The sequence below is a fragment of the Halomicrobium katesii DSM 19301 genome, assembly GCF_000379085.1.
Classification (GTDB): domain Archaea; phylum Halobacteriota; class Halobacteria; order Halobacteriales; family Haloarculaceae; genus Halomicrobium; species Halomicrobium katesii.
The window spans coordinates 174,262-197,451 of record NZ_KB905378.1 but is presented as its reverse complement, the minus strand read 5'-3'; the positions used below and the strand labels follow the sequence as shown (position 1 = coordinate 197,451).

The window sequence follows — 23,190 nt, the reverse complement described above, 5'->3', positions numbered from 1 at the left end:
GTATCTATCACCTAACACGCGACGCAGTTATAATAGTTCCTACCCGCCGGTCACGAGGAAGATCCCGATACTGACCGTCAAGACGGTGAGGATGAACGTCACCGCGAGCGCGCCGCCCAGCGAGACGACGGCGTTGGCCGTCGAGGCGAGCGTCTCGGTCCGGTCGTTCCCGAAGACGGTGACGGTCGCTTTCTCGCTGGCCATCCCCGCCTCGACGGGTTCGATGTCGTCGATCGCCCGCTCGGTCAGCTCGGCGATCAGCGCGATCAGCTCGTCGTCGGGGATCGAGCTGCCGACCTGGTTCTCCGCCTCGACGGTGTTGACGATGTGGGTGTCGGTCGTCATCACCTCGGCGTCGTCGACGCCGTCGAGCGCGGCGAGAATGTCGCCTCGCAGCCCCGGTTCCATGTTGTTGCCGTCGATCAGGACGTAGGCGGTTCTGGTTCCCTCGACCTCGAACACGGCGACGCGGATCCCCAGCGGGCCGATCCCCTCCTGGGGTTCCCAGGGCGTCTCGTCCCAGGCGACTCCACAGTGGAGCCGGCCACGGTCGGCGGCGGCCAGTTCCGCGCCGAGCTTCCCGGCCCCGTCGATCATGTCGAAGGAGCGCTCGCTGCCGGGGACGACGTGGCCCAGGTCCTCGCCTTCCAGACCGTCGTTGCTGTTGTGGGCGTCGACCAGCAGGATCTCGTCCAGCGAGCCCGCACGGGCTTCGGCGGCCGCCGAGAGGCCGACGGCGTACTCCACGTCGTCGGCGAACCCCGGCGCGAACGTCGAGACGATCACGGCGTCGTCGCCGACGGCCTGGCCCAGCAGCGACGCGTCACCCTCCTCCACCCGGCTGCTCGCCGTCGCCCGGTCGGTGAATTCGAGCTCCCGATAGGCCGACCGCGCCGCCGAGAGGATCGAGTCGACCTCGCGTTCGGTGACGAGGTTGAAGTCGTGGCCAGCCGTGGCGTGGGGCGGGAAGGCGAGCCCGTCGGCCTCGGTAGCGACTCGTTTGGGGAGGTTTCCGCCACCGATCTCGCCCATCGGACCCGGGTGGATCATCGGGAGGACGAAGCGGGCCTTCTCCTCGCCGTCCGGGCGGCGAACCGACAGCACCGTCACCGGGACGAGCGCCTCCTCGCCGAGCTCTTCGAAGAAGTCCTCCAGTTCGCGGCTCCCCTCGGCGATGTGCCCGATGAAGCCCTGGATGAAATCCAGCACCGAGACGCCGAGACTGGAGCGCCACGGGCGATCCAGCAACACCAAAAAGAGCCACACCGCACTGGCGTACAGCACGCACATGACCGCGAGCAGCCCGAAATCGACCGGCTGGAGGAACTGTAGCTCTGGCGGGGCCTGATCCGCCCGCGAGAGGAATCGCCGGAGCGTCGGATCGTCCAGCAGCGCCGAAGTCGCACCCGTGTACACCGCGAGCAGCGCGGCCGCCGCGGCCGGCTGGATGCTCGCAGCGATCGCTGCGACCGGGAGCGAACTCCGTGAGACGGCGATCACGACCAGCAGACGGAACGCGAAGATCGCGGCGAGACTCACCAGCAGCGAATCGAGGACGAACTCCTGGTCGAAGGCCGTCAGCACCGAGACGACGCCGGCACCGACGACGAAGGCGATGACGATCAGCTCGCAAAACAGCGCCAGTAGCGACGCGCGGTTGGGCGTCAGCTGCCCGCCCAGGGCGTTGTCGACGTAGGCCGTGGCGACACTCGCGAGGACGGTCGGAATCCCCACGAAGAACACGCCCTGCCAGGCGTCGTCCAAGATGAACCGCGAGTCGAAGGCGGCGATACCCGTGACAGCCGCCAGCACCAGCGCAAACGTCACGCTCGCGTACCAGCGCGGGGCCCGAAAAATAAAGCGCGAGAGCCCCGCGAGGTTCCCTTGCGTCGCTGTCATACTGTAGGCCACCCCATCGATCCGGTTAAATGTACCCGTCTGCGCCCTCCCGCGGTGGGTCGGTTACCTGCGGTATCGACGGCTCACTCTCCGTTACAGACGGCGAGGAAGTTCTCGAACACCGCTTTGCCCTCTTCGGTGTGGGCGACTTCCGGGTGCCACTGGACGCCGAAGCGATCGGTCCCGTTGCTCATGGCCTCGACGTTGCACACGTCGGACTGTGCGGTGCGCTCGAACCCGTCGGGCACTTCCTTGACCTCGTCGGCGTGGCTGGCCCAGACGCGCGTCTCCGGGGCCAGCGATCCGACCAGCGGGTCCTCGTCGTCGTCGATCTGGACGGTCACGTCGGCGTAGCCGCCGTACTCGCCGGCACCGACGCGGCCACCGAGCCGGTCGGCCATCAGCTGCATCCCCAGACAGATGCCCAGAATCGGCACGTCCATGTCGAGGTACGCCGGGCAGTTGCCGATGCGGTCCATGTCTGGTCCGCCCGAGAGGACGAGGCCGTCGGCCTCGATCTCGCCGGGCGGCGTGTCGTTGTCGACGAGTTCCACGTCGACGCCGATGTCGCGCAGCGCACGCTGTTCGAGGTGCGTGAACTGGCCGTGATTGTCGATGACGGCGATTTCGGTCATTACTACAGGGGACGCTATCGGGCCGTATATATCTCTTGAAACGACCGAACGCACCTGACGGGTCATACGGAAAGTTGTAGGTCTTTACCAGATCGACCGCACGCCGTCGTGCGGTCGACTGGGTAAACGCCTACAACCGTCCGTATCAGTGCTCTGATCGGCGCAGACGATCGGAGAGCCGTTCCTCGTCCCCGCTCGGTGCCGCCGGAAACGTCAGGTCGACCCGGTTCCCGCCCGCCTCGCTGGCTGCCAGCGTCACGTCGCCGCCGTAGCTCTCCATGACCGACTGGACGAGCCAGAGGCCGACCCCGGTCGAGTGGTTCAGCGGCGTCTCGACACCGTGATCGAACATCGGGCGCTCGTGGTCGGGAATCCGCGGACAGTCGTCGGCGATCCGAACCGTGACACCGCTGCCGTCTCGTTCGCAGTCGATCCGGAGATACGGGTCGCCCTCGGCGTGGACGATCACGTTCTCGACGACGTTGTCGAGGACGGTCCCGACGAGCCAGTCCCCGTACACCCATGCCGACTCTGGCAGGTCGGTCTCGACCGTCGCGTCCGGGTAGGCTGTCTCGACCGCTTCGGCGCGTTCCCTGACGTGGGACACCACGTCGAGAGGGTGCTGCGTTCGGTGTTCGGCGGTGAGTGCCACGTCGATCTCGCGAGCTTTCTCCGTCGTCGCGACGATCTCGTCGACCTTCCTCTCGACTCGCCGGACGCGGTCGGCCTGCTGGCCCGAGACGTTGGCTTCGAGTTCGCTCAGATGGCCGAGGACGACGGTCAGGTCGTTGCGGAGGTTGTGCCGGAGCACCCGGTTGAGAACGTCGTTACTCCGCTGGAGCCGTGCGTTGGTGTTTCGCAGTTCGAGCATCGTCCCCACGAGGACACCGGCTATGCCGCCGATGGCGACGCTCGTCGCCAGCACCACCGGTCCGAGATCGCTCAGTGGACGGCCGAACGCGAGGACCGAGACGTTGACTAGTGTCAATATACCGATTCCGAGACTGCTCCACTCGGCGACGCGCCACACCTGCTCGCCCTCGATACCACTGGCCGGGAGCCAGTACTGCGCGCAAGCGAGCGTCAGCGCCGGCACCAGTCCACCGACGATCAGGACGGCAGTTAGCCAGCCGTGCTCGGACGCGACGACGGCGTGGCCCAGCAGCGCCAGACTCAAGACGACGCCCGCCGCGACGACGTACGACTGCCCCAGCGACTGCTTGGTGAGATTCATGGCAGTGCTTGTGTTCAGTTTTCACATGGGGGGTTTAACGGCATCTTGTGAGTATCATATATGATACCCAGAACACTCACTCGTCGTCGCGGTAGCGCTCGGCCGCCGATTCGAACCCGAGCTCGGACCGCTCGCGCGTGCGTCGCCCCTCGCGCTCGGCGACGGCCTCCGGGTCCGGGTTCGCGTCGTCGTCGATCCGCGCCCACGACTGGTGGACTTTCGCGTGACACCACCGACAGAGGTAGATCGTGATCTCGTGGTTCAGGTCGTCGCCGCTCCCCTCGCGATAGGACAGGTGGTGTTCTTCCAGCAGCGGCCGCTCGTCGGTGTGGGCCATCCGTCGCTCTTCGAGCCCGCAGCGAGTACACGCCCGGTCGCGTTCGCGTCGCCGGAAGTGCGGGCAGTCTCCCCAGTCCCACCGGCCCGCCTGCTCGTCCGTCGAGGAGACGCTGGGGTCGTGGTCGTCTCCCCCGGCGACGACGGGACACTGAAAGTCCTCGGCGCTGCGTGCGTCGGCGAACTCTGGATCGTGGTGGCCGTGTTCGACGGCCCACCGGCACTTTCCGTCGTCCGTGATCCAATCACAGCGGTCGACGTGCGCGTAGGGGTCGTCGACGCCGACGCTCGTCCCGCCGGGTGCCTTCTCCATACGCCCACTGACGAATCGAGACGCTTGAATCTGTCTCGGGCCAGCAAGGGTTTTGCCCCGCGGCCTCCACCAACGGCCATGCGCGTCGTCCACGAGGATGGAGACGAACGGCGGACGCTCGCCGACACCGTCGAGGTGGCCGCGTCGACCGTCGAACAGGCGAAGGGGCTGATGTTTCGCGGGTCGATCCCGGACGACTACGCGCTGGTCTTTCGACTCCACGGGCCACCCTGGCCGCTCTCGGCACTGCTCGGCGACTACGGCTACCAGTCGATTCACATGCTGTTCGTTCGGTTCCCCATCGACGTGGTCTGGCTCCGGGACGAGGCGGTCGCACAGGTGAAGACGCTGTCGCCCTGGACCGGGCTGGGGATGGCCCGCGCCGATACCGTCGTCGAGCTACCGGCGGGCGCGGCCGACGGCGTCGAGCCCGGCGACCGCGTGGTGATCGAGTCGTGACCCGACCGTGCGAAACGATCCCAACAGATTAATCAGCGGCGGCCGCTTGACCATCGAGTACTATGTCGGATTCCGACAACGAGGATAGAGGAAGTCGCCTCACGGCGGCTGGGCGCGAAATTCGCCAGCGACGATAACTCGCAGGACACAACCGTGACAGAGACGACATTGTTCGGGGGTCACCCGCTGACGCGGGACCTCTCTGATGCTGACGGCGTACAGTTCCTTGACACCACGCTTCGAGACGGGGAGCAGGCCCCCGGAATCTCGCTCTCGCCCGACGAGAAGGCACGCATCGCCCGCCAGCTCGACGCGGCCGAGATCGACGTGATCGAGGCGGGCAGCGCCTGTACCGGGCCGGGCGAGCGAAAGACTATCTCCCGCGTGGCCGATCTCGACCTCGACGCGACGGTGACGAGCTTCTGCCGTGGCATTCGCGACGACATCGACCTCGCGCTGGAGTGTGGCGTCGACGGGATCAACCTCGTCGTCCCCGCCAGCGACCGCCACGTCGAGGACAAGGTCGGGACCTCTCGGGCGGACAACGTCGCCTCGACCGTCGAGCTGGTCGAGTACGCCAAAGCGCAGGGGTTGTGGGTCGAGGTCATCGGCGAGGACGGCTCCCGGGCGGACCTGGACTACCTCGAAGAACTGCTCGGTGCCGCCATCGACGCCGGTGCGGACCGGATCTGCTGGGCCGACACCGTCGGTCACGCGACGCCGGACGGCGCGCTCGAAGCCGTCTCCCGGCTCTCGAAACTGGGGCCGGTCAGCGCCCACACCCACGACGACCTCGGGCTCGCGGTGATGAACGCGCTGGTGGCCGTCGCCGCCGGTGCCGACATGGTCCACGGGACCATCAACGGCATCGGCGAGCGGGCCGGCAACGTCGCCTTAGAGGAGGTCGCCATCGCGCTCGATCACGGCTACGGCGTCGAGACGATGGACCTGACCGAGGTGTACGACCTCGCACAGCTGATCGCCAACACGACGGGGATCCAGCTGGCCCCGAACAAGGCCGTCGTCGGCCAGAACGCCTTCACCCACGAGTCGGGCATCCACACCGACGGGACGCTGAAAGACGACGCGATGTACGAGCCCTACCGGCCCGAGAAGGTGGGTCGCGAGCGCCGCCTCGCGCTGGGCAAACACGCCGGGCGCGCGGGGGTCGCCGCCGCGCTCGACGAGCACGACATCGACGTGAGCGACGACGAGCTCGCGACGATCGTCGGGCGGGTCAAGGAGATCGGCGACCGCGGCCGACGGGTCACCGACGCCGACCTGCTGACCATCACTGAGGAGGTCAAAGGCACCGACCGCGAGCGCCGCGTCGAACTGCTCGATCTGACGACCATCGCCGGTGGCGGTACTCCGACGGCCAGCGTCCGCCTCGCCGTCGACGGCGAGGAACGCGAGCCCGCCAGTGCCACCGGCTCTGGCCCGGTCGACGCCGCGATGACCGCCATCGAGGAAGCGCTCGGTAGCTCTGTCAACTGGAACCTCGACTCCTACCACGTCGACGCCATCACCGGCAACACCGACGCCGTCGTCACCGTCGAGGTCGAGATGTCTCGGGGCGACCGGACGGTGACGGTGTCCAACAGCGACTCGGACATCACCCGGGCCTCCGTCCACGCGATGGTCGACGCCATCGACCGACTCCTCGCCGACGAGGGCGAGCCGGTCGTCGCCGACGACTGACCATCTTTTTACTGCGGGGGTTTCCTCGCGCCGCTTCGCGGCGCTGTGGGTACCCCCTCGCAAAGACGTGGTCTTGCCGAGCGAAGCGAGGAAAGGCTCGGAAGACGAGTGAAATGAGTCTTCCGGTGGTGAAAAAGCCGCGAGTCGCGCCTGACTCACGGCTTCGCCGTTCGTCTTTCGAGATTCCTTCGGAATCTCGCCACCAGCGCGCTCGCGGTGTTGTGCGTGAGCACCGCGAACGCACTGCTCGTCAGAGCTTGCTCTGACGGCGAATCGCGCGAACTTCCGGGTTCTTCGAACCGCTCGTTCGCGCGAATGCTCGATCTGTTCTCTACCGTTGGCCCGGACCGTAACTGTTTCACTGGCTGGTACCACCCACTCATACATGGTCGAACGGGTCACACTGTACCGGGCACCGACGACGGTCGCCGACGTGGACGCCATCGCCGACTGGCTGGCCGAGCGGATCGAGGCCGGCGTCGACGTTCGGGATCGCTTCCTCGATCTGTACGCCGACGACGAGCTGGCCGAAGCGTTCGCCGCCGCGCGGGTGCTCTCGCCGTACGAGCGCGAGACGGGCAACGCGATGCTGGGGATCGTTCGCTACGAGCAGCGGGCGCTTGACCACCCCGAGCGGGCCGGCGGCGTCATCTACGACGGCCTGCAGGTCCAGCGGAGCCTCGGGGAACGACTGCCCGCCGACGAGCGCGGGCTCGATCACCTCCACGTCCCGGTGCTCGATCGCGTCCTCGGCACCTGGGGCGACCACGACGGCCGCTGGCACAAGCGCGTCAACGTCCTCGGTCAGCCGGCGCTCGTGTCGGTCCCGGGGCTCTACGAGGCCCCCGCCAAGCCAGAACAGTACTACAAGGAACAACAGAAGCACGCGATGGTGTCGGGCGACTCCCCGCCACGAGAGGTCCTAGAGAGCGAGGTCGAGGGAGAGTTTCTCGTCGAAGACGACCCGCGCACGACCGAGGCGCTCAAGGGCTACGTCCTGCAGGCGTACCACTATCTGGAGACGGGCGAGGGATTCTGCGAAGAGTCTGGCTGCCGACTGGCGAACCCCCACCGCCAGCCCGGCGTCGTCGCCGCACAGCTTCAGGGAACCGCGTTCTGTTCGGTCCACGCCGAGCGGTACCGCCCCTGATTCGTCGTCCGGACCACCGCCGCCGACCGTCCCGTCACTCGACGCGGCCACTCGCCAGCCGGAGGTAGCCACCGGCCAGCCGTCGCTCGCGGTAGTCCGCCGTGCGCTCGGCCAGCCGTCGATAGGCCTCCTCGACGCGCCTGTCGTGGCTGTCGGCCACGCCGCGCTGGCGCTTGTCGGTCGAGGACGCCCAGACGAACGCCCGGTAGCAGGCGTCGATCGGTCGCGCCCACGCACGCCGGCTCCTCGTAAAGTGCAACAGTGCGACCCGGTGGCCGGGTCCGACGAGGGTACACCACTCGTCGACGACCGAGCGGGGATCGGCGAACATGCCGACGACGAACGTCCCGAGCAAGCCGTCGACGCCACTCTGCAGGGGCAGCTGGGTCGCGTCCCCTCGCAGCAGGTCGGCGTCGCCGCGACCGCGCGCGCGGTCGAGCATCGCCCGTGTCACGTCGAGCCCGAGGACACGCCCCTCGGAGCCGACCGCCGACCGCAGGTGCGGGAGGTTCGCACCGGTGCCACACCCCATCTCGACGACGGTCTGGCCGGCTGCAAGATCGAGGTCGGACGCTGCCGCGCGCCGCCACGACCGGACGCCGGGCAGCGTCGCCAGCAGGTCGTAGAGGCGCGCCCACCGGCCGTAGAACGAGCGCACGTCGCCCATCACGCGATCTCGCGGACGATCTCCGCGACGGCGCTGGCGTCAGGCCCGACCACGTAGCTGATCGGTTCGATTCCCATGCCGCCGGTCTGATAGAGCACGTCGGCGTCCGGGCACTCGTCGAGTGCGGCCGCGATCGCGGTCTCGGTGTCGGCCTCGGCGTCGAACGCGACCGTCGTGTACCCCGCGGCTTCGAGGTCGTCGACGACGCCGTCGTCGTAGCGGACGTTCACCATCGCGTTCGCGTCCGCGCCGCCGGCCTGCGCCGCGAGCAACACGCCCGCGACGTGTTCGCTGACGCCGAACTCCGGCTCGGCCGGGATCGTCGCCCGCCCCTTCACGTCGAGGATCCGACCGGGGACGCCGGCTACGTCTTCGATGCCTGTCGCGTCGCTGAGGGCCTCGACGAGGTTGGAGCCGACCGCCGGAATGAGCGTGGCGAAGCCACTGGTGTTCTCCAGTAGCCGCAGCCCGCGCCGTACCGACGAGAAGGTCTGTTCTGCCTCCCGGAGGTTGCTGTCGGGGTCGTGGACCGCGAAGTCGCCGCCGTACTCGGCGAGTTCCGGAACGGCGTCCTCGTGCAGCGCCGCGAGTGTGCCCCCTTGTTCGAGTTCGCGGACGACCACTTCCGTCTCGATCAACGCCTGGACGGGCGTCATCTCGCCGCTTGCCAGCCCGTCGGACAGCTCCTCGGTCAGCGCCGCCAGCCGGTCGTTCTCCAGCAGGCGCTCGTTGCGCTCGACCTCTCCGTGGGCGTACTTCGAGACGGCGCTCTGGCTGATCCCCAGCAGCTCGGCCACCTCCGACTGGGTGAGGCCACGCTCGCGCAACGCCTCCGCGAGCAGCGACCTGAAGGTCGGCAGGAACTCGTCGACGACGATCTCCTCGACGAACCTCACGCCGATCGCCCTCCCCTGCTCCGTGCGGGTGTCCGGTTCACTTCTGGTCGCCTCCGAATTCGTGGTCGCTCTCGATCTTCGACGCCTGCGGTCCTTCCTGTCCCTGATACTTCGAGCCGCGTTCCTCGCCGTAGGGGCGTTCGGCCTCGGTCTTTAGCTCGGTGAAGGTCAGCTGGGAGATCCGCATACCAGGCGACAGCGCGACGGGCGCGGTCCCCAGATTCGACAGTTCGAGAGTGATCTGGCCCTGGTACCCCGGGTCGCACAGGCCGGCGGTCGCGTGCACCACGATCGCCAGCCGACCCAGCGACGACCGGCCCTCGACGTGGGCGAGCAGGTCGGCCGGGATCTCGACGCGCTCGCGGGTCGTCCCGAGCACGAAGTCGCCGGGGTGGAGGATGTACTCGTCGTCCCCGTCGACGGTGACGCGCTCGGTGTACTCCTCGGTCTCCTGCTCGCTGTCGGGGTGGATGCAGGGGATGTTGGCGTGCTGGAACTCCAGGAACTCCCGGCCCAGCCGGAGGTCGACGCTGGCCGGCTGGACCTGCAGGTCGATGTCGTCGAGTGGCTCGATCACCAGATCGCCGGCTTCGAGCCGTCGCAGGATGTCCGTATCCGAGAGGATCATACGCGTACTCGCGAGCGCGGTGGTGAAAACGTTCCGTTCCGTGCTCGCGGGGCTCTCTCGGCTCGCGTGGGGTAGTTTCAGGTGGAGATGGCGGCGAAAAGCGTAGCGGGGACCAGACATATACCTGCCCGGGTCCACCCCACTGGCATGAAGCAGGCCATCGTCGCCCGGACCGACGTCGGGATGGGTGAAGGCAAGCTGGCGGCCCAGGTCGCCCACGCCTCGCTCATGGCCTACGAGGACGCCGATCGACAGGCCACGTCCGAGTGGAAAGGGCAGGGTCAGAAGAAGGTCGTCCTCGCGGCCGCGGGCGAGGATGCGCTGTTCCGCCTGGCCGACGACGCCGAGCGGAAGGGCCTGCCGAATGCGATCGTCAGGGACGCCGGTCACACGCAACTCGATCCGGGCACCGTCACGGCGCTGGCCGTCGGGCCGGCGGCCGACGACCGGATCGACGCGGTCACGGGTGACCTCTCCCTGTACTGACTCCAAGCGAGCGACACTGCTGTCGGCAATAGCCGTCTGTGACACAAGGGTTATAGCTGGCAGCCCCTTACCCAAGGTGAACGAAGCCAATGCAAGGACAAAATCAACAGCAGGCGTACGACCGAGGGATCACTATCTTCTCCCCGGACGGACGCCTCTACCAGGTCGAGTACGCACGCGAAGCAGTCAAGCGCGGCACGGCGAGTGTCGGGGTCCGCACGGCGGACGGCGTCGTGCTGGCCGCCGACCGACACGCCCGTTCCCCGCTGCTGGAACGCGACAGCATCGAGAAGATCCACAAGGCCGACGACCACGTCGGCATCGCCAGCGCGGGCCACGTGGCCGACGCCCGCCAGCTGATCGATCTCGCCCGCCGACAGGCACAGGTCAACCACCTGCGCTACGACGAGGAGATCGGCGTCGAATCGCTCACCAAGGAAGTCACCGACTACATCCAGCAGTACACCCAGACCGGCGGCGCACGCCCGTTCGGCGTCGCGCTGCTGGTCGGCGGTATCGAGGACGGCGAACCGCGCCTCTTCGAGACCGACCCGTCGGGAACCCCCTACGAGTGGCAGGCCGTCGCGATCGGCGGCGACCGCGACGAGATCCAGACGTTCCTCGAAGAGGAGTACGAGGAGGAGATGGGCCTCGAAGCCGGGCTCTCGCTGGCGCTGCGAGCGCTGGGATCGGTCAGCGACGACGGCCTCGACGCGACGGGCGTCGACGTAGCCACGATCGACGTCGAGTCCGAGCAGTTCACGGCGCTCTCGGAGGACGAGATCGCCGAACGAGTTACCGAGCTGGAACTCGAAGGTGACGACGATGAGTAAGTTCCCCGACCTCCCTGGTATAAAGAACCTCGACGCGAACCCCTACGAACCGGAACTCGCATCGTTCGACGACATGGACGCCGACGCCGACGCCGGCGACGGCGACGCCGTCGCGAAGACCGGCACGACGACAATCGGCATCACGACCGACGACGGCGTCGTCATCGCGACGGACATGCGAGCCTCGCTTGGCGGTCGCTTCGTCTCGAACAAGTCCGTCCAGAAGGTCGAGCAGATCCACCCGTCGGCCGCGCTCACCCTCGTGGGCAGCGTCGGCGGCGCGCAGTCGTTCATTCGGACGCTGCGCTCTGAGTCCGACCTCTACGAGGTACGGCGCGGCGAGCCGATGAGTATCTCCGCGCTGGCGACGCTGGCGGGCAACTTCGCCCGCGGTGGTCCCTTCTTCGCGATCAACCCCATCCTCGGGGGCGTCGACGAGGAGGGCAGCCACGTCTACAGCATCGACCCGGCGGGCGGGGTCATGGAAGACGACTACACCGTCACCGGCAGCGGGATGCAGGTCGCCCACGGGAAGCTCGAAGACCGCTACCACGACGACCTCTCGATGGAGGAGGCAGAGGAACTGGCCGTCGAGGCCGTGTACGCGGCGACCGAGCGCGACACCGGCTCGGGCAACGGCGTCTACGTCGCCACCGTCACCGGCGACGGCGTCGACATCACCGGCTACGACGACTTCGAAGGCGCGCGGTAGACGGTTCGTCTCCCTTTTGTTTCGTCGCCCGTTGCACTGTGAGATCCGCGTCTGGCTCTCTCCGGAGTCGCACCGCTAGCCCTATGTGCGCGCCGCGGCGAGAGCCCAGCAGACCATGCGCCCAGCCCAGCCGATCGAGCAGGCCGTCGGAATGCGCTACTACGTCAGCGACGGCGACGGCATCGGTGGCCGACTCCGTGCCTCGCCCGAGGACTTCGCGGTCCGGGAACTGGAGGCGTTCGAGGCCGAACCCGCCGACGCCGACAGCGGCGCGTACGCTCACCTCGTCGTGCGCGCGACGCTGCACAACTGGGACACGAACGACTTCGCGTCGGCGCTGTCGGATCGGCTCGGCATCTCTCGGGAGCGCGTCTCGTGGGCGGGGACGAAAGACAAGCGCGCCGTGACGACCCAGCTGTTCTCGATCACAGACGCGGACGCGGCCGACGTGCCCGAGATCGACGGCGCGGAGATCGACGTCGTCGGGCGGGCGGGACGACCGGTGCTGTTCGGTGACCTCGCCGGCAACGCCTTCGAGATCACCGTCCGCGACGTGGACCGCCCCGACGGCGTCGACGGGGTCACCGAGCAACTGCGCGAGTTCGCCGGCAGCGCCGACGCCGCCGACGAGCCGACGGTCGCGGTGCCGAACTACTTCGGTCAGCAACGCTTCGGCAGCAAGCGCCCGATCACCCACGAGGTCGGGCTGGCGATCGTCCGGAACGACTGGGAGGGCGCGGTGATGGCCTACCTCGGGAACCCCAACGAGCGCGAGCCCGAGGCGACACAGGCGGCACGGGCCTACGTCGAAGAGACCCACGACTGGGAGGGAGCACTGGAGCGGTTCCCGCGGGCGCTGGGGTACGAGCGGGCGCTCTGTCACAGTCTGACCGACGCCGACGACGCCTCCCCAGCGGCGTTCCGGAGCGCGCTGGAGACGCTGCCGACGAACCTCCAGACGCTGTTCGTCAACGCCGCCCAGTCGTACCTGTTCAACCGCGTCCTCTCGGAACGCCTCGACCGCGGGCTTCCCTTCGACCGCCCCGTCGCTGGCGACGTGGTCTGTTTCGCCGACAGCGACGCGCCAGACGGCCTCGCGCTCCCCGACACCGATCGCACGCAACGGGTGACCGAGGGGCGCGTCGACACCGTCGAGCGACACTGCGAGCGAGGCCGGGCGTTCGTCACTGCGCCCCTCTTCGGGACCGAGACGGCACTCGCAGAGGGCGAACCCGGCGAGATCGAACGCGCGGTACTCGACGACGCCGGCCTCGAACCGAGCGACTTCGCGCTCCCCGGTGAGTTCGACTCGTCGGGAACCCGGCGCGCCGTTCAGGTCCGGAGCCAGATCGACGTCCGGCGACGCGACGGGGACGCGGTCGAGTTCGCGTTCTCGCTGCCGAAAGGCAGCTACGCGACGGTCCTGCTCCGTGAGTACCTGAAGCGCGATCCGGCCCAGTTGTAACGGGACTCCCCGCCGCTCGGGTCGCCCGGTCGAACCGCCTCGCTTTTGCGTTCGCATCCCCGAGACGCCTGTATGTCGTGTCGGCACTGTGGCTCCGAACTCGACCGGCCGGGCGATTACTGCCTGGTCTGTCGGTCGGCGAACACGGACGTGGTCGTCCTCGAACTCGACCGCGAGCGGGCGACGGTCACCGCACTCGCCGACGAGGCGGTCGTGGCCGCACGGACGATCACGACGACGCCGGAAGCGGGCGGCGAGACCGGCGTCGTCGAACTGCGCAACTTCGCGGGACTCGTCGCCGACGACGTACGCCGTAAGCGGCCCGAAGAGGTGTACGTCACCGGCGACCGCGACGTGGTGGGGGCCGTCCGCAGTCAGCTCCGCTACCCGTTCTATCGCGTCGACGGCGACGACCCGGTCGATCACGTCTTGGAGCGACGCGGCGAGCCGGCACTGGAGGTCGTCGACGCCGCCCCGGAGGAGAAACTCGGCGGCTCACACTCGACGCTCGTGGGCGGCCGGGCCGGCAAGCGAGCCATCCAGACGGTCGCCGCCCACCCTCACGTCAAGAAGGTGATTCCGGGGCCGATCGACGCCGGTGGGTCGGGATCGCGGACCGGCGTGCGCGCCAAGGCGACCCGAGCGGACGAACACGGCAACGTCAGACTGTTGATCCGGGACGGCTCCAGCGTGCAGGAGAACCGTATCGTGACGACGGCCGGCGACCGAGAACTCGGCGAACGCGTCCGGGCAGACCTCAACGACGCGCTGGCCGAGGCGGACCTCCAGGACTAGACGACGGTCAGCAGCGCCGTCGTGAGCGCGTCGACGATCGTCTCCCAGATCGAGAATCCGGTCAGGATCGAAAGCACCGTATCTAGCCCGAAGAAGCCGAACAGGATCGCTCCGAAGAGGTGGGCCTTCCGCAGGTCGAACCGATGCGAGAAGGTGTAGAAGAAGTAGGCGTTCAGCAGGCTCACCGGGACGATCGCCAGCATCTCGCCGGTCCAGATCGCCGCCGTCGCACCGTACTCGGCCGCGAGCGTGATCGTGATCAGCTGGGTCTTGTCGCCGAACTCGCCGGCCGCCATCAGGAGGAAGATGGGGAGGAAACTCCCGAAGCGGTCGGGGACGGTGAACTCACGGCCCGCGAGCGTGACCACGTCGGGCAGGTCGACGGTCGCGGTCCCGCCGTCGGTACGGTGGTCGGCCCCAGCCCCGTCACCGTCGGCGATCGTCGCCGGCTCCGGCTGGGCTCCCGTCGCCGGAGCGGATCGGTAGAGCAGGACGGCAAACAGGAGGAACATTCCGGCGGTGAAGGCATCGAGGTAGACGCCCGGCAGTGCTGCCTGGATGGCCGCTCCGAAGACGATCTCCAGGGCCGTCCAGCCGGCGAAGGCGCTCCCGGCCGCCGCGACGACGACCAGTGGGTTGTACTTCGTCGAGAGGCCGGCGATGATGAACTGGACTTTCTCACCGGGCAACACGCTCAACTGCGCGATCATCGCGACCGCGACGATCTCGACGAATCCGGTCACGGTCTCACCTCGCGGTGGACGTTCGGTAGCTCCGCGTGGACGAACATGAGTCAGTCGTGTAGTATTAGACGAGTCTAATAAATAAGCGTGGCGTGTCGAACGCGGCGTCGGCCGACGACTCGATCGGGACGGTCGCCAGTGGGGAGTCCGGGCCCCGCGGCCGATCCAAACTCAACAGGTTTATGAAAGTCCTGGGCCGACAGTACGATACTATGGCCAAAGACAAGGGACGAACCGGAAGTGCCGGTCGCTTCGGCGCACGGTACGGCCGGGTCGCCCGCCGTCGCGTCGCCGAGATCGAGGACGACATGCGAGACGACCACGCCTGTCCCGAATGTGGCAAAGACCGCGTCGACCGCAAGGGGACCGGTATCTGGCAGTGTAGCTACTGTGGATACAAGTACACTGGCGGCACGTACCGTCCGGAGACCCCCGGTGGGAAGACCGTCACCCGTTCGATCCGCGCCGCGCTCGCCGAAGACGAGGACGAGTAATGAGCTACAAGTGTTCCCGCTGTAAGCGTGACGTGACGCTCGACGAGTACGGCGGCGTTCGCTGTCCGTACTGCGGTCACCGGGTGCTGCTGAAAGAGCGGTCGCGCGACGTCAAGGAAGTCGACGTCAAGTAGCGTGGATCACGAAGCCGTTCTCTCTTTCGAGTACGACGACGACCAGCAGGCACGCCGAGTCGCACGCAGCGTCCGCCCGGAGATCGGCGAGATCGGCGGCCAGCGGACGACCGCCACGCTCCGACAGGACGCGGCCACGGTCGTCGTCGGGATCACCGCCGCCGACCTCGTGGCGCTCCGTGCCGGCTGTAACACCTGGGCGACCCTCGTCGCCGTCGCCGAACAAACCGCCGGCACCGTCCCGTAGCGCCGCCAGACTCCGCGAGTGTCGCTCCGCCCGTTGCCTTCGCCAGTCGATCGTTTGTGGAAATAGTTATGTGTCCTCAGAAGGAGGTGTTCACTGAGATAATCACAGCGGGGTAGGAACTATGACCGGCGAAACCGGGTCTGGATCGGAGACGAGCGACAGAGAGCGGGTGCTCTACGTCGACACGCCGACCGACAGCGTCGCCGACCGGCTCGCCGCTCGTCTCGCTGCCTGTCGCCTACACCACGAGACCGGCGTCGAGGCGGTCACGGCCGCCGAGTCCGAATCGTGGGACGGACTCGTCGTGACCGACGGCATCGAGGCGGACCGACGCAGCGCGCTCCTCGATGCCGTCGACTGTCCGTCGGTGCTGTACGCGAGCGCGGACCCGGCGACGATCCCAGCGGAGACGACACGACGGGTCGAGACGATCGTCGAACGCGAGACCGCGGACGCGCCGTCTCTCCTCGCAGAGAAGATCGAGACGCTCGTCGGACAGTTCCCCGACGCCTTCGAAGACGCGCGTGGGAGGGCTCTCTCGACGATCTGTCGGGAGGTGACCGAAGCCAACGCGCTGTTCGCCGTCGGCGACGACGGCCGCGTGCGCTGGTCGAACCACAGCTTCGAAGGGCTCTTTCCCGTCGATCGGATCGAGCGCTCGATCCCGGAGACGGAGGACTTCTACGCGCGACTGGACGCGATCGTCTCCGCGGAGCACGACGACGGTGGCCGCCGTGACATCGGCCCTCGGGATGGGGCGGTCGAGAACCACTCGGTGGTCGTTCCCACTCCCACCGGCACCCGCTACTACGTCCACCAGCGACATCGCCTCGAGAGTGTGGGAGACGGAATCACGATCGAGCAGTTCGAGGACATCACGGACCGCGTCCGTCGCGAGACGCGGCGGCGACTGCTCGCGTTGCTGGTCGAACAGGCGCGCGACGGCCTGTACACGCTCGATCACAACGGCGTCGTCGACTTCTGCAACGAGTCGTTCGCGGCGATGCTGGGCTACGAACGCGGAGCGCTGATCGGGATGCACGCGTCCGAGATGCTCGCTCCCGGCGAACTGGAGGTCGGCCAGCGCACCGTCCAGGCGCTGCTCGACGACCCCGACACCGACGGCGCGGAGGTCGACATGACCTTCCGGACCCGCGACGGCGAGGACCGCGAGCTGTCGATCCACTACACGCTCCTGTCGACCGGCGGGGACACCTACGGCGGTCTGATGGGGGTCGCGCGCGACGTGACCGAACGCCGCGAGCGGACCCGCCGGATCGAGTCCCAGCGAGACGAGCTCTCGACGCTGAGCCGGACGAACGCACTGGTACAGGACATCATCGGCTCGCTGGGCACCGCTGCCAGCACTATCGAACTCCGGCAGACCGTCTGTGATCGGCTGGTCGAGTCGGGTCGCTACGGACTGGCCTGGATTGGCGAGCGCCGCGGTGGCGACGACGTGGTCGTCCCGCTGACCAGCGCCGGTGCGTGGACCGAGCACCTCGATGATGTCGAGCTCCGGGCTGACGACGGTGGGGCGGATGCCGCTCCGGTCGCTCGTGCCTACCGCACCGGCGAGGTACAGGTCGTCTCGGACACGCGATCGCTGGCGGCGTTCTCGCCCCGGCGAGAGCGATCGCCGGCTGCCGGCTTCGAGGCGGTGATCGTCGCCCCGCTCCGTCACGGCGAGACGACCCACGGCATCCTCGCCGTGTACGCGACCGAACCGGACGCGTTCAGCGAGCGCATCGCATGCAGCTTCGCCGTCCTCGGAGAGACGATCGGGCTCGCTCTCACGGCGATCCAGAACAAGCGGCTGCTCCAGCACGAGGCCCCGCTCAGGCTGGCGTTTCGCTCCGACAGCGACGACGCCTGTCTCGTCCGGATCGCGCGGGGCTGTGACTGTACGCTCGAAACGGCCGGCGTCGTCGAGACCAGCGACGGCGTGGTGCAGTACATCCGGGTCGACGGGGCCGCCCCCAGTACGGTGGTCGACGCGGTCCGCGAGTCCGAGATCGTCGACGACGCGGCGGTGACCCGGACCGACGGGGACTCCCTCGTCGAACTCCACGGACCGTCGTCGCCGGGGACGGAGCTCGCAGAGGTGGGTGCCCGTCTCGTCGAGACCGAGATCGATCCCGGCGGGGCTCGCCTCGTCGTCGAGACGACCGGCGACGCCGACCTCCGATCGGTCCAGGCCGTCGTCGAACGGTGGTTCCCGGACGTGACGCTCGTCTCCAAGCGCAAGCGGACCCAGCCCGAGAGCGACGGTGAACGGTCGCCGCTGTCGCCGCTGACCGACCGCCAGCGAGAGGTCCTCCGGGCGGCGTACCTCTCGGGTTACTACGACTGGCCTCGCGAGACGACCGCCGAGGAGCTCGCGGACTCGCTGGGCATCGCCTCGCCGACACTCCACCAGCACCTCCGCCGGGCAGAGCGGAACCTCCTCGCTGGCGTGCTCGACCGGTAATATCGCGCCACCGGACGACGCGCGCTCCTGTTGGCCGACCGATAGCCTAGCCACCTAGGCGGCTAGTTATTGGCACCCGAGAGTGTTACAACTGAGTGCTTGACCCATGACCAACCAGCCCACTGGCGAACCCGACGGCGACGAGTGGCGTGGGATGACGCCCCGCGATCGCGGTCTCACCGTGCCGATGATCGACGACGTGTTCGAACTGCTCGCAGACTGGCGTCGACGCGCGGTCGTCCTGCACTTCGCCGACACCGAGGCGTCGTCGGCGACGGTCGAGGCCCTCGCCACGGCGGTCACACAGCGCGGCATGGGTCGTGACTGTCTCGACGTCGGCTCGATGTCTGCCGTCCGGACGGACCTGGTGGAGGTCCACCTCCCGCGACTCGACGAGAAGGGCGTGCTCGACTTCGACCGCCGGAGCGAATCGGTCCGCTACTGGGGCCAACCGACCGTCGAGAAGTGGGCCGAACACGTCGACGAAGTGCTCCGATAGCACCGCCAGACACTAGTTGTCCCCTTCGGTAGTGGCCGTATGGACCTGCCAGCCGTCGGCCTCGGGACGATGGGTATCGACGAGACCGAGCCGATCGCCCGCGCCATCGAACTGGGGTACCGCCACCTCGATACGGCACAGATCTACGAGAACGAGGCCACTGTCGGGGACGCCATCGCGGCCAGCCCGGTCGCTCGGGACGAGCTGACGGTCGCGACGAAGCTGTGGATCGACCGTCTCGCCGCCGACGACGTCCGTCCCGGTACCGAGGCGAGTCTCGATCGGCTCGGTCTGGACGCCGTCGATCTCCTCTACGTCCACCGCCCGCGCGGCGACTACGAGCCGGCGAGCACGCTGTCGGCGCTCGACGCGGTCGCCGACGCGGGCCTGATGCGGGCCGTCGCGCTCTCGAACTTCGAGCCCGACCAGCTGCGGACGGCACGCACGCACCTCGACGCACCGATCGCGGCCCACCAGGTCGAGTTCCACCCCTACTTCCGGCAGGACGAGCTCCTGGCCGACGCTCAGGAACACGACTACCCGCTCGTCGCGTACTCGCCCCTGGCCGGCGGGAAGGTCTTCGACGACCCGGTCCTCGAAGACATCGCGGACAAGTACAACTCCTCGCCAGCCACCGTCGCGATCGCGTGGCTGTGTTCTCACGACAACGTCGTGACGATCCCCAAGGCCTCCTCGCCGGCCCACCTGCGAGCGAACCTCGCCGCGACCGACCTCACGCTCGACGAGGCCGACGTGGCCCGCATCGAGGGCATCGACGAGCGCGTCGAACTGTATCCCGAGTAACGAGCCGGCCCGGGATTCGACACGCCTGCACCGAAAGCAATGGTTTTTCAGTGCGGCACCCGAGGTGGTGGGTATGCAGGGTAATCTGCCGCCGGAAGCACAGGAGAAACTCGAAGAGCTACAGGACCTTCAGGAGAGCGCACAGCAGGTCGCAGCCCAGAAGCAGCAGGCCGAGACACAGCTTCAGGAGTCCCAGACGGCGCTCGACGAACTCGACGACATCGACGAGGACTCGACGATGTACCGCGAGGTCGGCGAACTGCTCGTCAAGACCGACTACGCCGAGGCCGTCGAGGACCTCGAAGAGAAGGTCGACGAACTGGAGATCCGAACCGAGACCCTCGAAAAGCAGGAAGAGCGCGTCCGCGAGCAGTTCGAGGACCTCCAGAGCGAGCTCCAGCAGATGCTGGGGGGCGGTGGCGGTCCCGGCGGCGCACCCGGTCCGGGCGGCGCTGGCGGCGCGTAAATGTCGACCGATCAGTCGCACAGTGACGACCCCACCGACGAGGCGGTCGTCGAGACCGCCGCGACGGCTGCCGAAGACGTCGTCTTCTCGCGCTACGACACCGGCGCTGTCGAGGATCTCGACGTGACCGTCTCGTTCGAGGACGGCGTCCTCGACGTGGACGTGTATCTGAACGCACCCGACGGTCGACACGACGAGTCACGCGTCGCCGACGACGCGGCACTGGCAGCGCAGGCGGCCGTCGACGACCTGTTCTCGTCGTAGCGGGCTACTCTTTTGCCGCCGTCTGTGTCCGTTCTTTGGTGAAGCCCGTCCGGAAGGCGATCCAGGCCAGCACGCTGATAAAGAGGATCGGCGGCAGGATCATGAACCCCCAGAGAGGGTCGAGCCCCCACTGGAGCAACAGGACGAGATCCGCCAGTCCGAGCAACAGGAACGGAGTGACGGCCTTCATCGCTTGCCAGCGGTTCAGTTCGAGGCCGTCACGCAGATCGCTCGTGTCGATGCGGTCGGAGGACTCTGCCATACTGGACCGTGGGTCGCTGTGGTAAAAAACGTCGCGCTCGGTCGGCGTCCGTATCAGCGGGGACGGTCGGCTTAGGCGTCCGCGTCGGTCTGCTCGTCGCTGTCTGCGTCGTCGATGTCCGCGTCGTCGCTCTCGTCGTCCGGCGTCACGTCGCTGAGCCGCTCGCCCAGCGAGCCGTCCAGCGTCCCATCGACGTGCTGGCCGATCTGCGAGTGGATCTCACCGACGAAGTCGGGGACCTGTGCGGGCGTGTCCGCTGGCGGACCGCGTCGGTCGTCACCGGGCACGTCGGCGGGCGGGCCGCGGTCGGCGTCGGCAGATTCGTTCGCCGCACCGTCGGCGTCGTCACTCTCGGCGGAGTCCGCGTCGCGATCGGCGTTCGCGTCCGCCGCGTCGGTATCGGCGTGGTCGTCGGCCTGTGCAGGTGCGTTGCCGGGCAGTGCTGCCGCCGAGCCCGTAACGAGGGCGACGGCCAGCACCAGCGTGGCGATTGTCTTGAGTTGCATCGTCGTTGTCTCCGGGCTCACCTACGCCGCCGATGGGACTTGAAGGGGGGACGCGTTACTGTCGAATCCCGCCGGATTAAGCCGCTTCAACCGGTTTTACGTTCCCAATCAACCCGCATTAACCGGGATTGTCGGTCCGCTCGGCGAGTGACTGCTGTCTCCCCCCGTCGGCAGCGCGGTCGGTCCCGCGCGCGCCGCCGACGAGGTAGCCGTCGATCGGCCGATCCTCGCGGTCCGGCGCGTCCTGCACCCACAGGTGTACGCCGTGGCCCGAGCACGCCCTGGCCCACTCCCGGGCCAGCGCCTTCGACGCGAAACCCCGCCGAGCGCCGTCGCGGTTCACCCACTCGCCGACCGCCCGCGAGCGCTGCCAGGCGGAGGGCTTGATCGCGACTCGGTACTCGTCGGTCACGACTCGGCTTTCGTCGCCACGCCCCTAAACCACTCGCTGGTGTGGCCCACTGCACAGCTTTTCATACCTCCGTACCGAACCGTCGGACATGGAACACGAGGCCACGGTGGAAGGCGTCGGCATCGGCGTCGGTGAGGAAGGTCCCGGCGCGCCGGTCGTTCTCTTGCGTGCGCGCGAAGAGGTCATCCCCATCTTCGTCAGCTCCGACCAGGCCCAGTCGATGCAGCTGGCACTCGACGGCGAACCGTTCGAGCGGCCGTTGACCCACGACCTCATGGTCGAGATGGTCGCGGAGTTCGGTGCGGCGATCGATCGCGTCCGGATCGACGATCTGGCCGACGGCACCTTCTACGCCAAGATCGACACCGAGCAGTACCTCGACGACCGACGAAAAGAGATGGTGTTCGACGCTCGCCCCTCCGACGGCATCGCGATCGCGCTGCGCGTCGACTGCCCGCTGATCGTCTCCGACGAGGTCGTCGACGAGGCCGGCCAGCCGCCAGCGGCCTTCGAGGAGGCTCCCGAAGAGGACGACGACAGCGAGTTCGAGCTGTAACGACCCCCTCTCGCTGCTCCCGCATCGCTTTGCTCCGCGGTCGCGTCGGAGACCCGTCGCTTCGCTCAGGCTCTCCCTGCTCGCGTGTCGGTCGCTTCGCTCACTCCCGCTCGCACTGACGAGGACCGCTGTTCGCTACGCTCACAGCGCCCCTCTCGCTAATCGTCCGCGGGGGTCGCGTTCGTCGCCGTCACGTCGACCGGTTCGGCGTCGACTTCGAGTTCGTCCAGCGCGGCCTGTGCGGCGCGCTTGCCCGAGAGCAGCATGGCACCGAAGGTCGGACCCATGCGGGGCAGCCCGTAGGTGGTCGCGGTGGCCATCCCGGTGACGATGAGGCCGTCGTGGGCGAGGCCGGTGTGCTCGACGACGGCGTCCTCGCTCTTGCCGACCCACATCGAGTCGTGGCCGGGCGAGTCGTGGCCCGGTGCGCCGTAGGTGTCGTCGCCGGTGGAATCCATGCCGCTGGCTTCCGCTTCGAGACCGGGCGCGTTGAGGACGCCTCGCTCGTCGAGCTTTTTGACGGCCATCGCGTCGTGGCCCGTCGCGTCGATGACGAGGTCGGCCTCGACGGCGATCGGATCGACGCAGGTGATCTCGCGGGGCAGCGCGTGGACCGGCGTCCAGTTCATGACGATCCCGCCGACGCGGTGGTCCTCGCGGATGACGATGTCCGTGAACTCCGTCATGTTCTGCATCTTCGCACCGGCGTCACAGGCGGCCTTGATCAGGCCGGAACAGGCCTCGGGACCGTTGGCGACGTAGAGTCCGTCGCTGTCCTGGGACTGCTTGTAGTCCACGTCGAGTTCGTCCAGCACGTTCTGGGCCGGATCCCGAACGGTGACCTTGTTCATCAGGAAGCCGCCGAGCCAGAAGCCCCCGCCGAGGTAGTTGTTCTTCTCGACGACCATGACCTGGACGCCGCGCTCGGCCAGTTCCTTGGCCGCGGTCAGCCCGGAGGGGCCGCCGCCGACGATGATCACGTCGGAGTCCGAGAAGTCCATGAACTCCTCGGTCCACTCCTGCCCGATCGCGCGTGTGACTTCCGCCTCACCGACGTCGCTGAACTGCTCGAATTCGCTCATACAACCTAGTGGTACCACTACGTTGCAATAGTGGTTCCGGTC

The 23,190-nt window shown here is 67.8% G+C and carries 29 protein-coding genes; 17 read left to right on the top strand and 12 right to left on the bottom strand.

Annotation, left to right across the window (positions count from 1 at the left end; translation table 11 throughout):
- Window positions 1-39: 39 nt before the first annotated feature.
- The 4 genes from HALKA_RS0101000 to HALKA_RS0100985 form a co-directional block, all read right to left on the bottom strand.
- Window positions 40-1,899, bottom strand: coding sequence for a DUF2070 family protein (locus HALKA_RS0101000; RefSeq protein WP_026190105.1), 1,860 nt, complete (start codon window positions 1,897-1,899; stop codon window positions 40-42).
- Window positions 1,900-1,982: 83 nt separating this feature from the next.
- Window positions 1,983-2,534 carry a GMP synthase subunit A gene (locus HALKA_RS0100995; protein WP_018256241.1) on the bottom strand — a complete coding sequence of 184 codons (552 nt, stop codon included), beginning with the start codon at window positions 2,532-2,534 and terminating at the stop codon, window positions 1,983-1,985.
- Window positions 2,535-2,679: 145 nt separating this feature from the next.
- Window positions 2,680-3,768, bottom strand: a complete 1,089-nt coding sequence (locus tag HALKA_RS18895) for a sensor histidine kinase (RefSeq protein ID WP_018256240.1) — start codon at window positions 3,766-3,768, stop codon at window positions 2,680-2,682.
- Between the two features lie 76 nt (window positions 3,769-3,844).
- A complete protein-coding gene (locus tag HALKA_RS0100985; RefSeq protein ID WP_018256239.1) occupies window positions 3,845-4,417 on the bottom strand; it encodes a DUF7097 family protein in 573 nt (190 codons plus the stop codon).
- Window positions 4,418-4,495: 78 nt separating this feature from the next.
- Here HALKA_RS0100985 and HALKA_RS0100980 point away from each other — a divergent pair, with 78 nt between their 5' ends.
- The 3 genes from HALKA_RS0100980 (at window position 4,496) to HALKA_RS0100970 (ending at window position 7,727) form a co-directional block, all read left to right on the top strand.
- On the top strand, window positions 4,496-4,876 hold the full coding sequence (locus tag HALKA_RS0100980; RefSeq protein WP_018256238.1) for a DUF192 domain-containing protein: 381 nt from the start codon (window positions 4,496-4,498) through the stop codon (window positions 4,874-4,876).
- A gap of 153 nt (window positions 4,877-5,029) precedes the next feature.
- Window positions 5,030-6,577 carry a (R)-citramalate synthase gene (locus HALKA_RS0100975; RefSeq protein WP_080505782.1) on the top strand — a complete coding sequence of 516 codons (1,548 nt, stop codon included), beginning with the start codon at window positions 5,030-5,032 and terminating at the stop codon, window positions 6,575-6,577.
- A gap of 385 nt (window positions 6,578-6,962) precedes the next feature.
- A complete protein-coding gene (locus HALKA_RS0100970) occupies window positions 6,963-7,727 on the top strand; it encodes a DUF7001 family protein (RefSeq protein ID WP_018256236.1) in 765 nt (254 codons plus the stop codon).
- 34 nt (window positions 7,728-7,761) lie between these two features.
- On the opposite strand, the gene HALKA_RS0100965 is transcribed toward HALKA_RS0100970, so the two are convergent.
- Genes HALKA_RS0100965 through dcd form a run of 3 tightly spaced genes read right to left on the bottom strand, consistent with a single transcriptional unit; the run spans window position 7,762 to window position 9,918 of the window.
- A complete protein-coding gene (locus tag HALKA_RS0100965; protein WP_018256235.1) occupies window positions 7,762-8,394 on the bottom strand; it encodes a class I SAM-dependent methyltransferase in 633 nt (210 codons plus the stop codon).
- Window positions 8,394-9,290: a thiamine-phosphate synthase family protein gene (locus tag HALKA_RS0100960; RefSeq protein WP_018256234.1), complete on the bottom strand. Its 897-nt coding sequence runs from the start codon at window positions 9,288-9,290 to the stop codon at window positions 8,394-8,396. Before HALKA_RS0100960 ends, HALKA_RS0100965 begins: the two co-directional genes overlap by 1 nt.
- 37 nt (window positions 9,291-9,327) lie before the next feature.
- Window positions 9,328-9,918: a dCTP deaminase gene (dcd, locus tag HALKA_RS0100955; protein WP_012807565.1), complete on the bottom strand. Its 591-nt coding sequence runs from the start codon at window positions 9,916-9,918 to the stop codon at window positions 9,328-9,330.
- Window positions 9,919-10,065: 147 nt separating this feature from the next.
- Between dcd and pth2 the strand changes: the two genes are divergently transcribed.
- The 5 genes from pth2 to HALKA_RS0100930 all read left to right on the top strand — a co-directional run bounded on the left by pth2 (window position 10,066) and on the right by HALKA_RS0100930 (window position 14,209).
- Window positions 10,066-10,404 carry a peptidyl-tRNA hydrolase Pth2 gene (gene pth2, locus HALKA_RS0100950; protein ID WP_012807564.1) on the top strand — a complete coding sequence of 113 codons (339 nt, stop codon included), beginning with the start codon at window positions 10,066-10,068 and terminating at the stop codon, window positions 10,402-10,404.
- A gap of 89 nt (window positions 10,405-10,493) precedes the next feature.
- Window positions 10,494-11,237: an archaeal proteasome endopeptidase complex subunit alpha gene (gene psmA / locus HALKA_RS0100945; protein ID WP_018256233.1), complete on the top strand. Its 744-nt coding sequence runs from the start codon at window positions 10,494-10,496 to the stop codon at window positions 11,235-11,237.
- Window positions 11,230-11,949, top strand: coding sequence for an archaeal proteasome endopeptidase complex subunit beta (gene psmB / locus HALKA_RS0100940; RefSeq protein ID WP_018256232.1), 720 nt, complete (start codon window positions 11,230-11,232; stop codon window positions 11,947-11,949). The genes psmA and psmB overlap by 8 nt, the downstream gene beginning before the upstream one ends.
- Before the next feature lie 115 nt (window positions 11,950-12,064).
- A complete protein-coding gene (gene truD, locus HALKA_RS0100935; RefSeq protein WP_018256231.1) occupies window positions 12,065-13,414 on the top strand; it encodes a tRNA pseudouridine(13) synthase TruD in 1,350 nt (449 codons plus the stop codon).
- 72 nt (window positions 13,415-13,486) lie between these two features.
- The gene (locus HALKA_RS0100930) at window positions 13,487-14,209 is read left to right on the top strand and encodes a DUF2103 domain-containing protein (protein WP_018256230.1); all 723 of its coding nucleotides are present in this window, start codon (window positions 13,487-13,489) and stop codon (window positions 14,207-14,209) included.
- Here HALKA_RS0100930 and HALKA_RS0100925 read toward each other — a convergent pair.
- Window positions 14,206-14,952 (bottom strand): TMEM165/GDT1 family protein, encoded by a 747-nt coding sequence (locus tag HALKA_RS0100925; RefSeq protein ID WP_018256229.1) that lies wholly within the window; start codon window positions 14,950-14,952, stop codon window positions 14,206-14,208. The two genes, HALKA_RS0100930 and HALKA_RS0100925, sit on opposite strands and share 4 nt — an antisense overlap.
- Window positions 14,953-15,164: 212 nt before the next feature.
- Between HALKA_RS0100925 and HALKA_RS0100920 the strand changes: the two genes are divergently transcribed.
- From HALKA_RS0100920 to HALKA_RS0100885, 8 genes are all read left to right on the top strand, one after another.
- Entirely contained in the window at window positions 15,165-15,446 is a 282-nt protein-coding gene (locus HALKA_RS0100920) for a 50S ribosomal protein L37ae (RefSeq protein WP_026190103.1), read from the top strand.
- Window positions 15,446-15,580: a DNA-directed RNA polymerase subunit P gene (locus tag HALKA_RS0100915; protein WP_012807557.1), complete on the top strand. Its 135-nt coding sequence runs from the start codon at window positions 15,446-15,448 to the stop codon at window positions 15,578-15,580. Before HALKA_RS0100920 ends, HALKA_RS0100915 begins: the two co-directional genes overlap by 1 nt.
- Window position 15,581: 1 nt before the next feature.
- Window positions 15,582-15,827 (top strand): KEOPS complex subunit Pcc1, encoded by a 246-nt coding sequence (locus HALKA_RS0100910; protein ID WP_018256227.1) that lies wholly within the window; start codon window positions 15,582-15,584, stop codon window positions 15,825-15,827.
- 121 nt (window positions 15,828-15,948) lie between these two features.
- A complete protein-coding gene (locus HALKA_RS0100905) occupies window positions 15,949-18,297 on the top strand; it encodes a bacterio-opsin activator domain-containing protein (RefSeq protein ID WP_018256226.1) in 2,349 nt (782 codons plus the stop codon).
- Window positions 18,298-18,403: 106 nt separating this feature from the next.
- Window positions 18,404-18,796 carry a DUF7344 domain-containing protein gene (locus HALKA_RS0100900; RefSeq protein ID WP_018256225.1) on the top strand — a complete coding sequence of 131 codons (393 nt, stop codon included), beginning with the start codon at window positions 18,404-18,406 and terminating at the stop codon, window positions 18,794-18,796.
- Window positions 18,797-18,835: 39 nt separating this feature from the next.
- Window positions 18,836-19,600 carry an aldo/keto reductase gene (locus tag HALKA_RS0100895; RefSeq protein WP_018256224.1) on the top strand — a complete coding sequence of 255 codons (765 nt, stop codon included), beginning with the start codon at window positions 18,836-18,838 and terminating at the stop codon, window positions 19,598-19,600.
- A gap of 73 nt (window positions 19,601-19,673) precedes the next feature.
- Window positions 19,674-20,066: a prefoldin subunit beta gene (locus HALKA_RS0100890; protein ID WP_018256223.1), complete on the top strand. Its 393-nt coding sequence runs from the start codon at window positions 19,674-19,676 to the stop codon at window positions 20,064-20,066.
- The gene (locus HALKA_RS0100885) at window positions 20,067-20,330 is read left to right on the top strand and encodes a hypothetical protein (protein WP_012807551.1); all 264 of its coding nucleotides are present in this window, start codon (window positions 20,067-20,069) and stop codon (window positions 20,328-20,330) included.
- Window positions 20,331-20,334: 4 nt separating this feature from the next.
- On the opposite strand, the gene HALKA_RS0100880 is transcribed toward HALKA_RS0100885, so the two are convergent.
- From HALKA_RS0100880 to HALKA_RS0100870, 3 genes are all read right to left on the bottom strand, one after another.
- Window positions 20,335-20,592, bottom strand: a complete 258-nt coding sequence (locus HALKA_RS0100880; RefSeq protein ID WP_018256222.1) for a DUF8142 family protein — start codon at window positions 20,590-20,592, stop codon at window positions 20,335-20,337.
- Between the two features lie 71 nt (window positions 20,593-20,663).
- Window positions 20,664-21,098 (bottom strand): hypothetical protein, encoded by a 435-nt coding sequence (locus tag HALKA_RS0100875; protein ID WP_018256221.1) that lies wholly within the window; start codon window positions 21,096-21,098, stop codon window positions 20,664-20,666.
- A gap of 118 nt (window positions 21,099-21,216) precedes the next feature.
- Window positions 21,217-21,510 carry a DUF8081 domain-containing protein gene (locus HALKA_RS0100870; RefSeq protein WP_018256220.1) on the bottom strand — a complete coding sequence of 98 codons (294 nt, stop codon included), beginning with the start codon at window positions 21,508-21,510 and terminating at the stop codon, window positions 21,217-21,219.
- Between the two features lie 88 nt (window positions 21,511-21,598).
- On the opposite strand from HALKA_RS0100870, the gene HALKA_RS0100865 reads away from it, so the two are divergent.
- On the top strand, window positions 21,599-22,066 hold the full coding sequence (locus HALKA_RS0100865; RefSeq protein WP_018256219.1) for a bifunctional nuclease family protein: 468 nt from the start codon (window positions 21,599-21,601) through the stop codon (window positions 22,064-22,066).
- Window positions 22,067-22,224: 158 nt separating this feature from the next.
- On the opposite strand, the gene HALKA_RS0100860 is transcribed toward HALKA_RS0100865, so the two are convergent.
- Window positions 22,225-23,148 (bottom strand): sulfide-dependent adenosine diphosphate thiazole synthase, encoded by a 924-nt coding sequence (locus HALKA_RS0100860; protein WP_018256218.1) that lies wholly within the window; start codon window positions 23,146-23,148, stop codon window positions 22,225-22,227.
- Window positions 23,149-23,190: the final 42 nt, after the last annotated feature.

Coding starts and splice junctions, on each gene's coding strand:
- HALKA_RS0101000 (WP_026190105.1), bottom strand. CDS start 1,899: ATGACAGCGACGCAAGGGAACCTCGCGGGGCTCTCGCGCTTTATTTTT.
- HALKA_RS0100995 (WP_018256241.1), bottom strand. CDS start 2,534: ATGACCGAAATCGCCGTCATCGACAATCACGGCCAGTTCACGCACCTC.
- HALKA_RS18895 (WP_018256240.1), bottom strand. CDS start 3,768: ATGAATCTCACCAAGCAGTCGCTGGGGCAGTCGTACGTCGTCGCGGCG.
- HALKA_RS0100985 (WP_018256239.1), bottom strand. CDS start 4,417: ATGGAGAAGGCACCCGGCGGGACGAGCGTCGGCGTCGACGACCCCTAC.
- HALKA_RS0100980 (WP_018256238.1), top strand. CDS start 4,496: ATGCGCGTCGTCCACGAGGATGGAGACGAACGGCGGACGCTCGCCGAC.
- HALKA_RS0100970 (WP_018256236.1), top strand. CDS start 6,963: ATGGTCGAACGGGTCACACTGTACCGGGCACCGACGACGGTCGCCGAC.
- HALKA_RS0100965 (WP_018256235.1), bottom strand. CDS start 8,394: ATGGGCGACGTGCGCTCGTTCTACGGCCGGTGGGCGCGCCTCTACGAC.
- dcd (WP_012807565.1), bottom strand. CDS start 9,918: ATGATCCTCTCGGATACGGACATCCTGCGACGGCTCGAAGCCGGCGAT.
- pth2 (WP_012807564.1), top strand. CDS start 10,066: ATGAAGCAGGCCATCGTCGCCCGGACCGACGTCGGGATGGGTGAAGGC.
- psmA (WP_018256233.1), top strand. CDS start 10,494: ATGCAAGGACAAAATCAACAGCAGGCGTACGACCGAGGGATCACTATC.
- psmB (WP_018256232.1), top strand. CDS start 11,230: ATGAGTAAGTTCCCCGACCTCCCTGGTATAAAGAACCTCGACGCGAAC.
- truD (WP_018256231.1), top strand. CDS start 12,065: ATGCGCCCAGCCCAGCCGATCGAGCAGGCCGTCGGAATGCGCTACTAC.
- HALKA_RS0100930 (WP_018256230.1), top strand. CDS start 13,487: ATGTCGTGTCGGCACTGTGGCTCCGAACTCGACCGGCCGGGCGATTAC.
- HALKA_RS0100920 (WP_026190103.1), top strand. CDS start 15,165: ATGGCCAAAGACAAGGGACGAACCGGAAGTGCCGGTCGCTTCGGCGCA.
- HALKA_RS0100915 (WP_012807557.1), top strand. CDS start 15,446: ATGAGCTACAAGTGTTCCCGCTGTAAGCGTGACGTGACGCTCGACGAG.
- HALKA_RS0100905 (WP_018256226.1), top strand. CDS start 15,949: ATGACCGGCGAAACCGGGTCTGGATCGGAGACGAGCGACAGAGAGCGG.
- HALKA_RS0100900 (WP_018256225.1), top strand. CDS start 18,404: ATGACCAACCAGCCCACTGGCGAACCCGACGGCGACGAGTGGCGTGGG.
- HALKA_RS0100895 (WP_018256224.1), top strand. CDS start 18,836: ATGGACCTGCCAGCCGTCGGCCTCGGGACGATGGGTATCGACGAGACC.
- HALKA_RS0100890 (WP_018256223.1), top strand. CDS start 19,674: ATGCAGGGTAATCTGCCGCCGGAAGCACAGGAGAAACTCGAAGAGCTA.
- HALKA_RS0100885 (WP_012807551.1), top strand. CDS start 20,067: ATGTCGACCGATCAGTCGCACAGTGACGACCCCACCGACGAGGCGGTC.
- HALKA_RS0100880 (WP_018256222.1), bottom strand. CDS start 20,592: ATGGCAGAGTCCTCCGACCGCATCGACACGAGCGATCTGCGTGACGGC.
- HALKA_RS0100875 (WP_018256221.1), bottom strand. CDS start 21,098: ATGCAACTCAAGACAATCGCCACGCTGGTGCTGGCCGTCGCCCTCGTT.
- HALKA_RS0100865 (WP_018256219.1), top strand. CDS start 21,599: ATGGAACACGAGGCCACGGTGGAAGGCGTCGGCATCGGCGTCGGTGAG.
- HALKA_RS0100860 (WP_018256218.1), bottom strand. CDS start 23,148: ATGAGCGAATTCGAGCAGTTCAGCGACGTCGGTGAGGCGGAAGTCACA.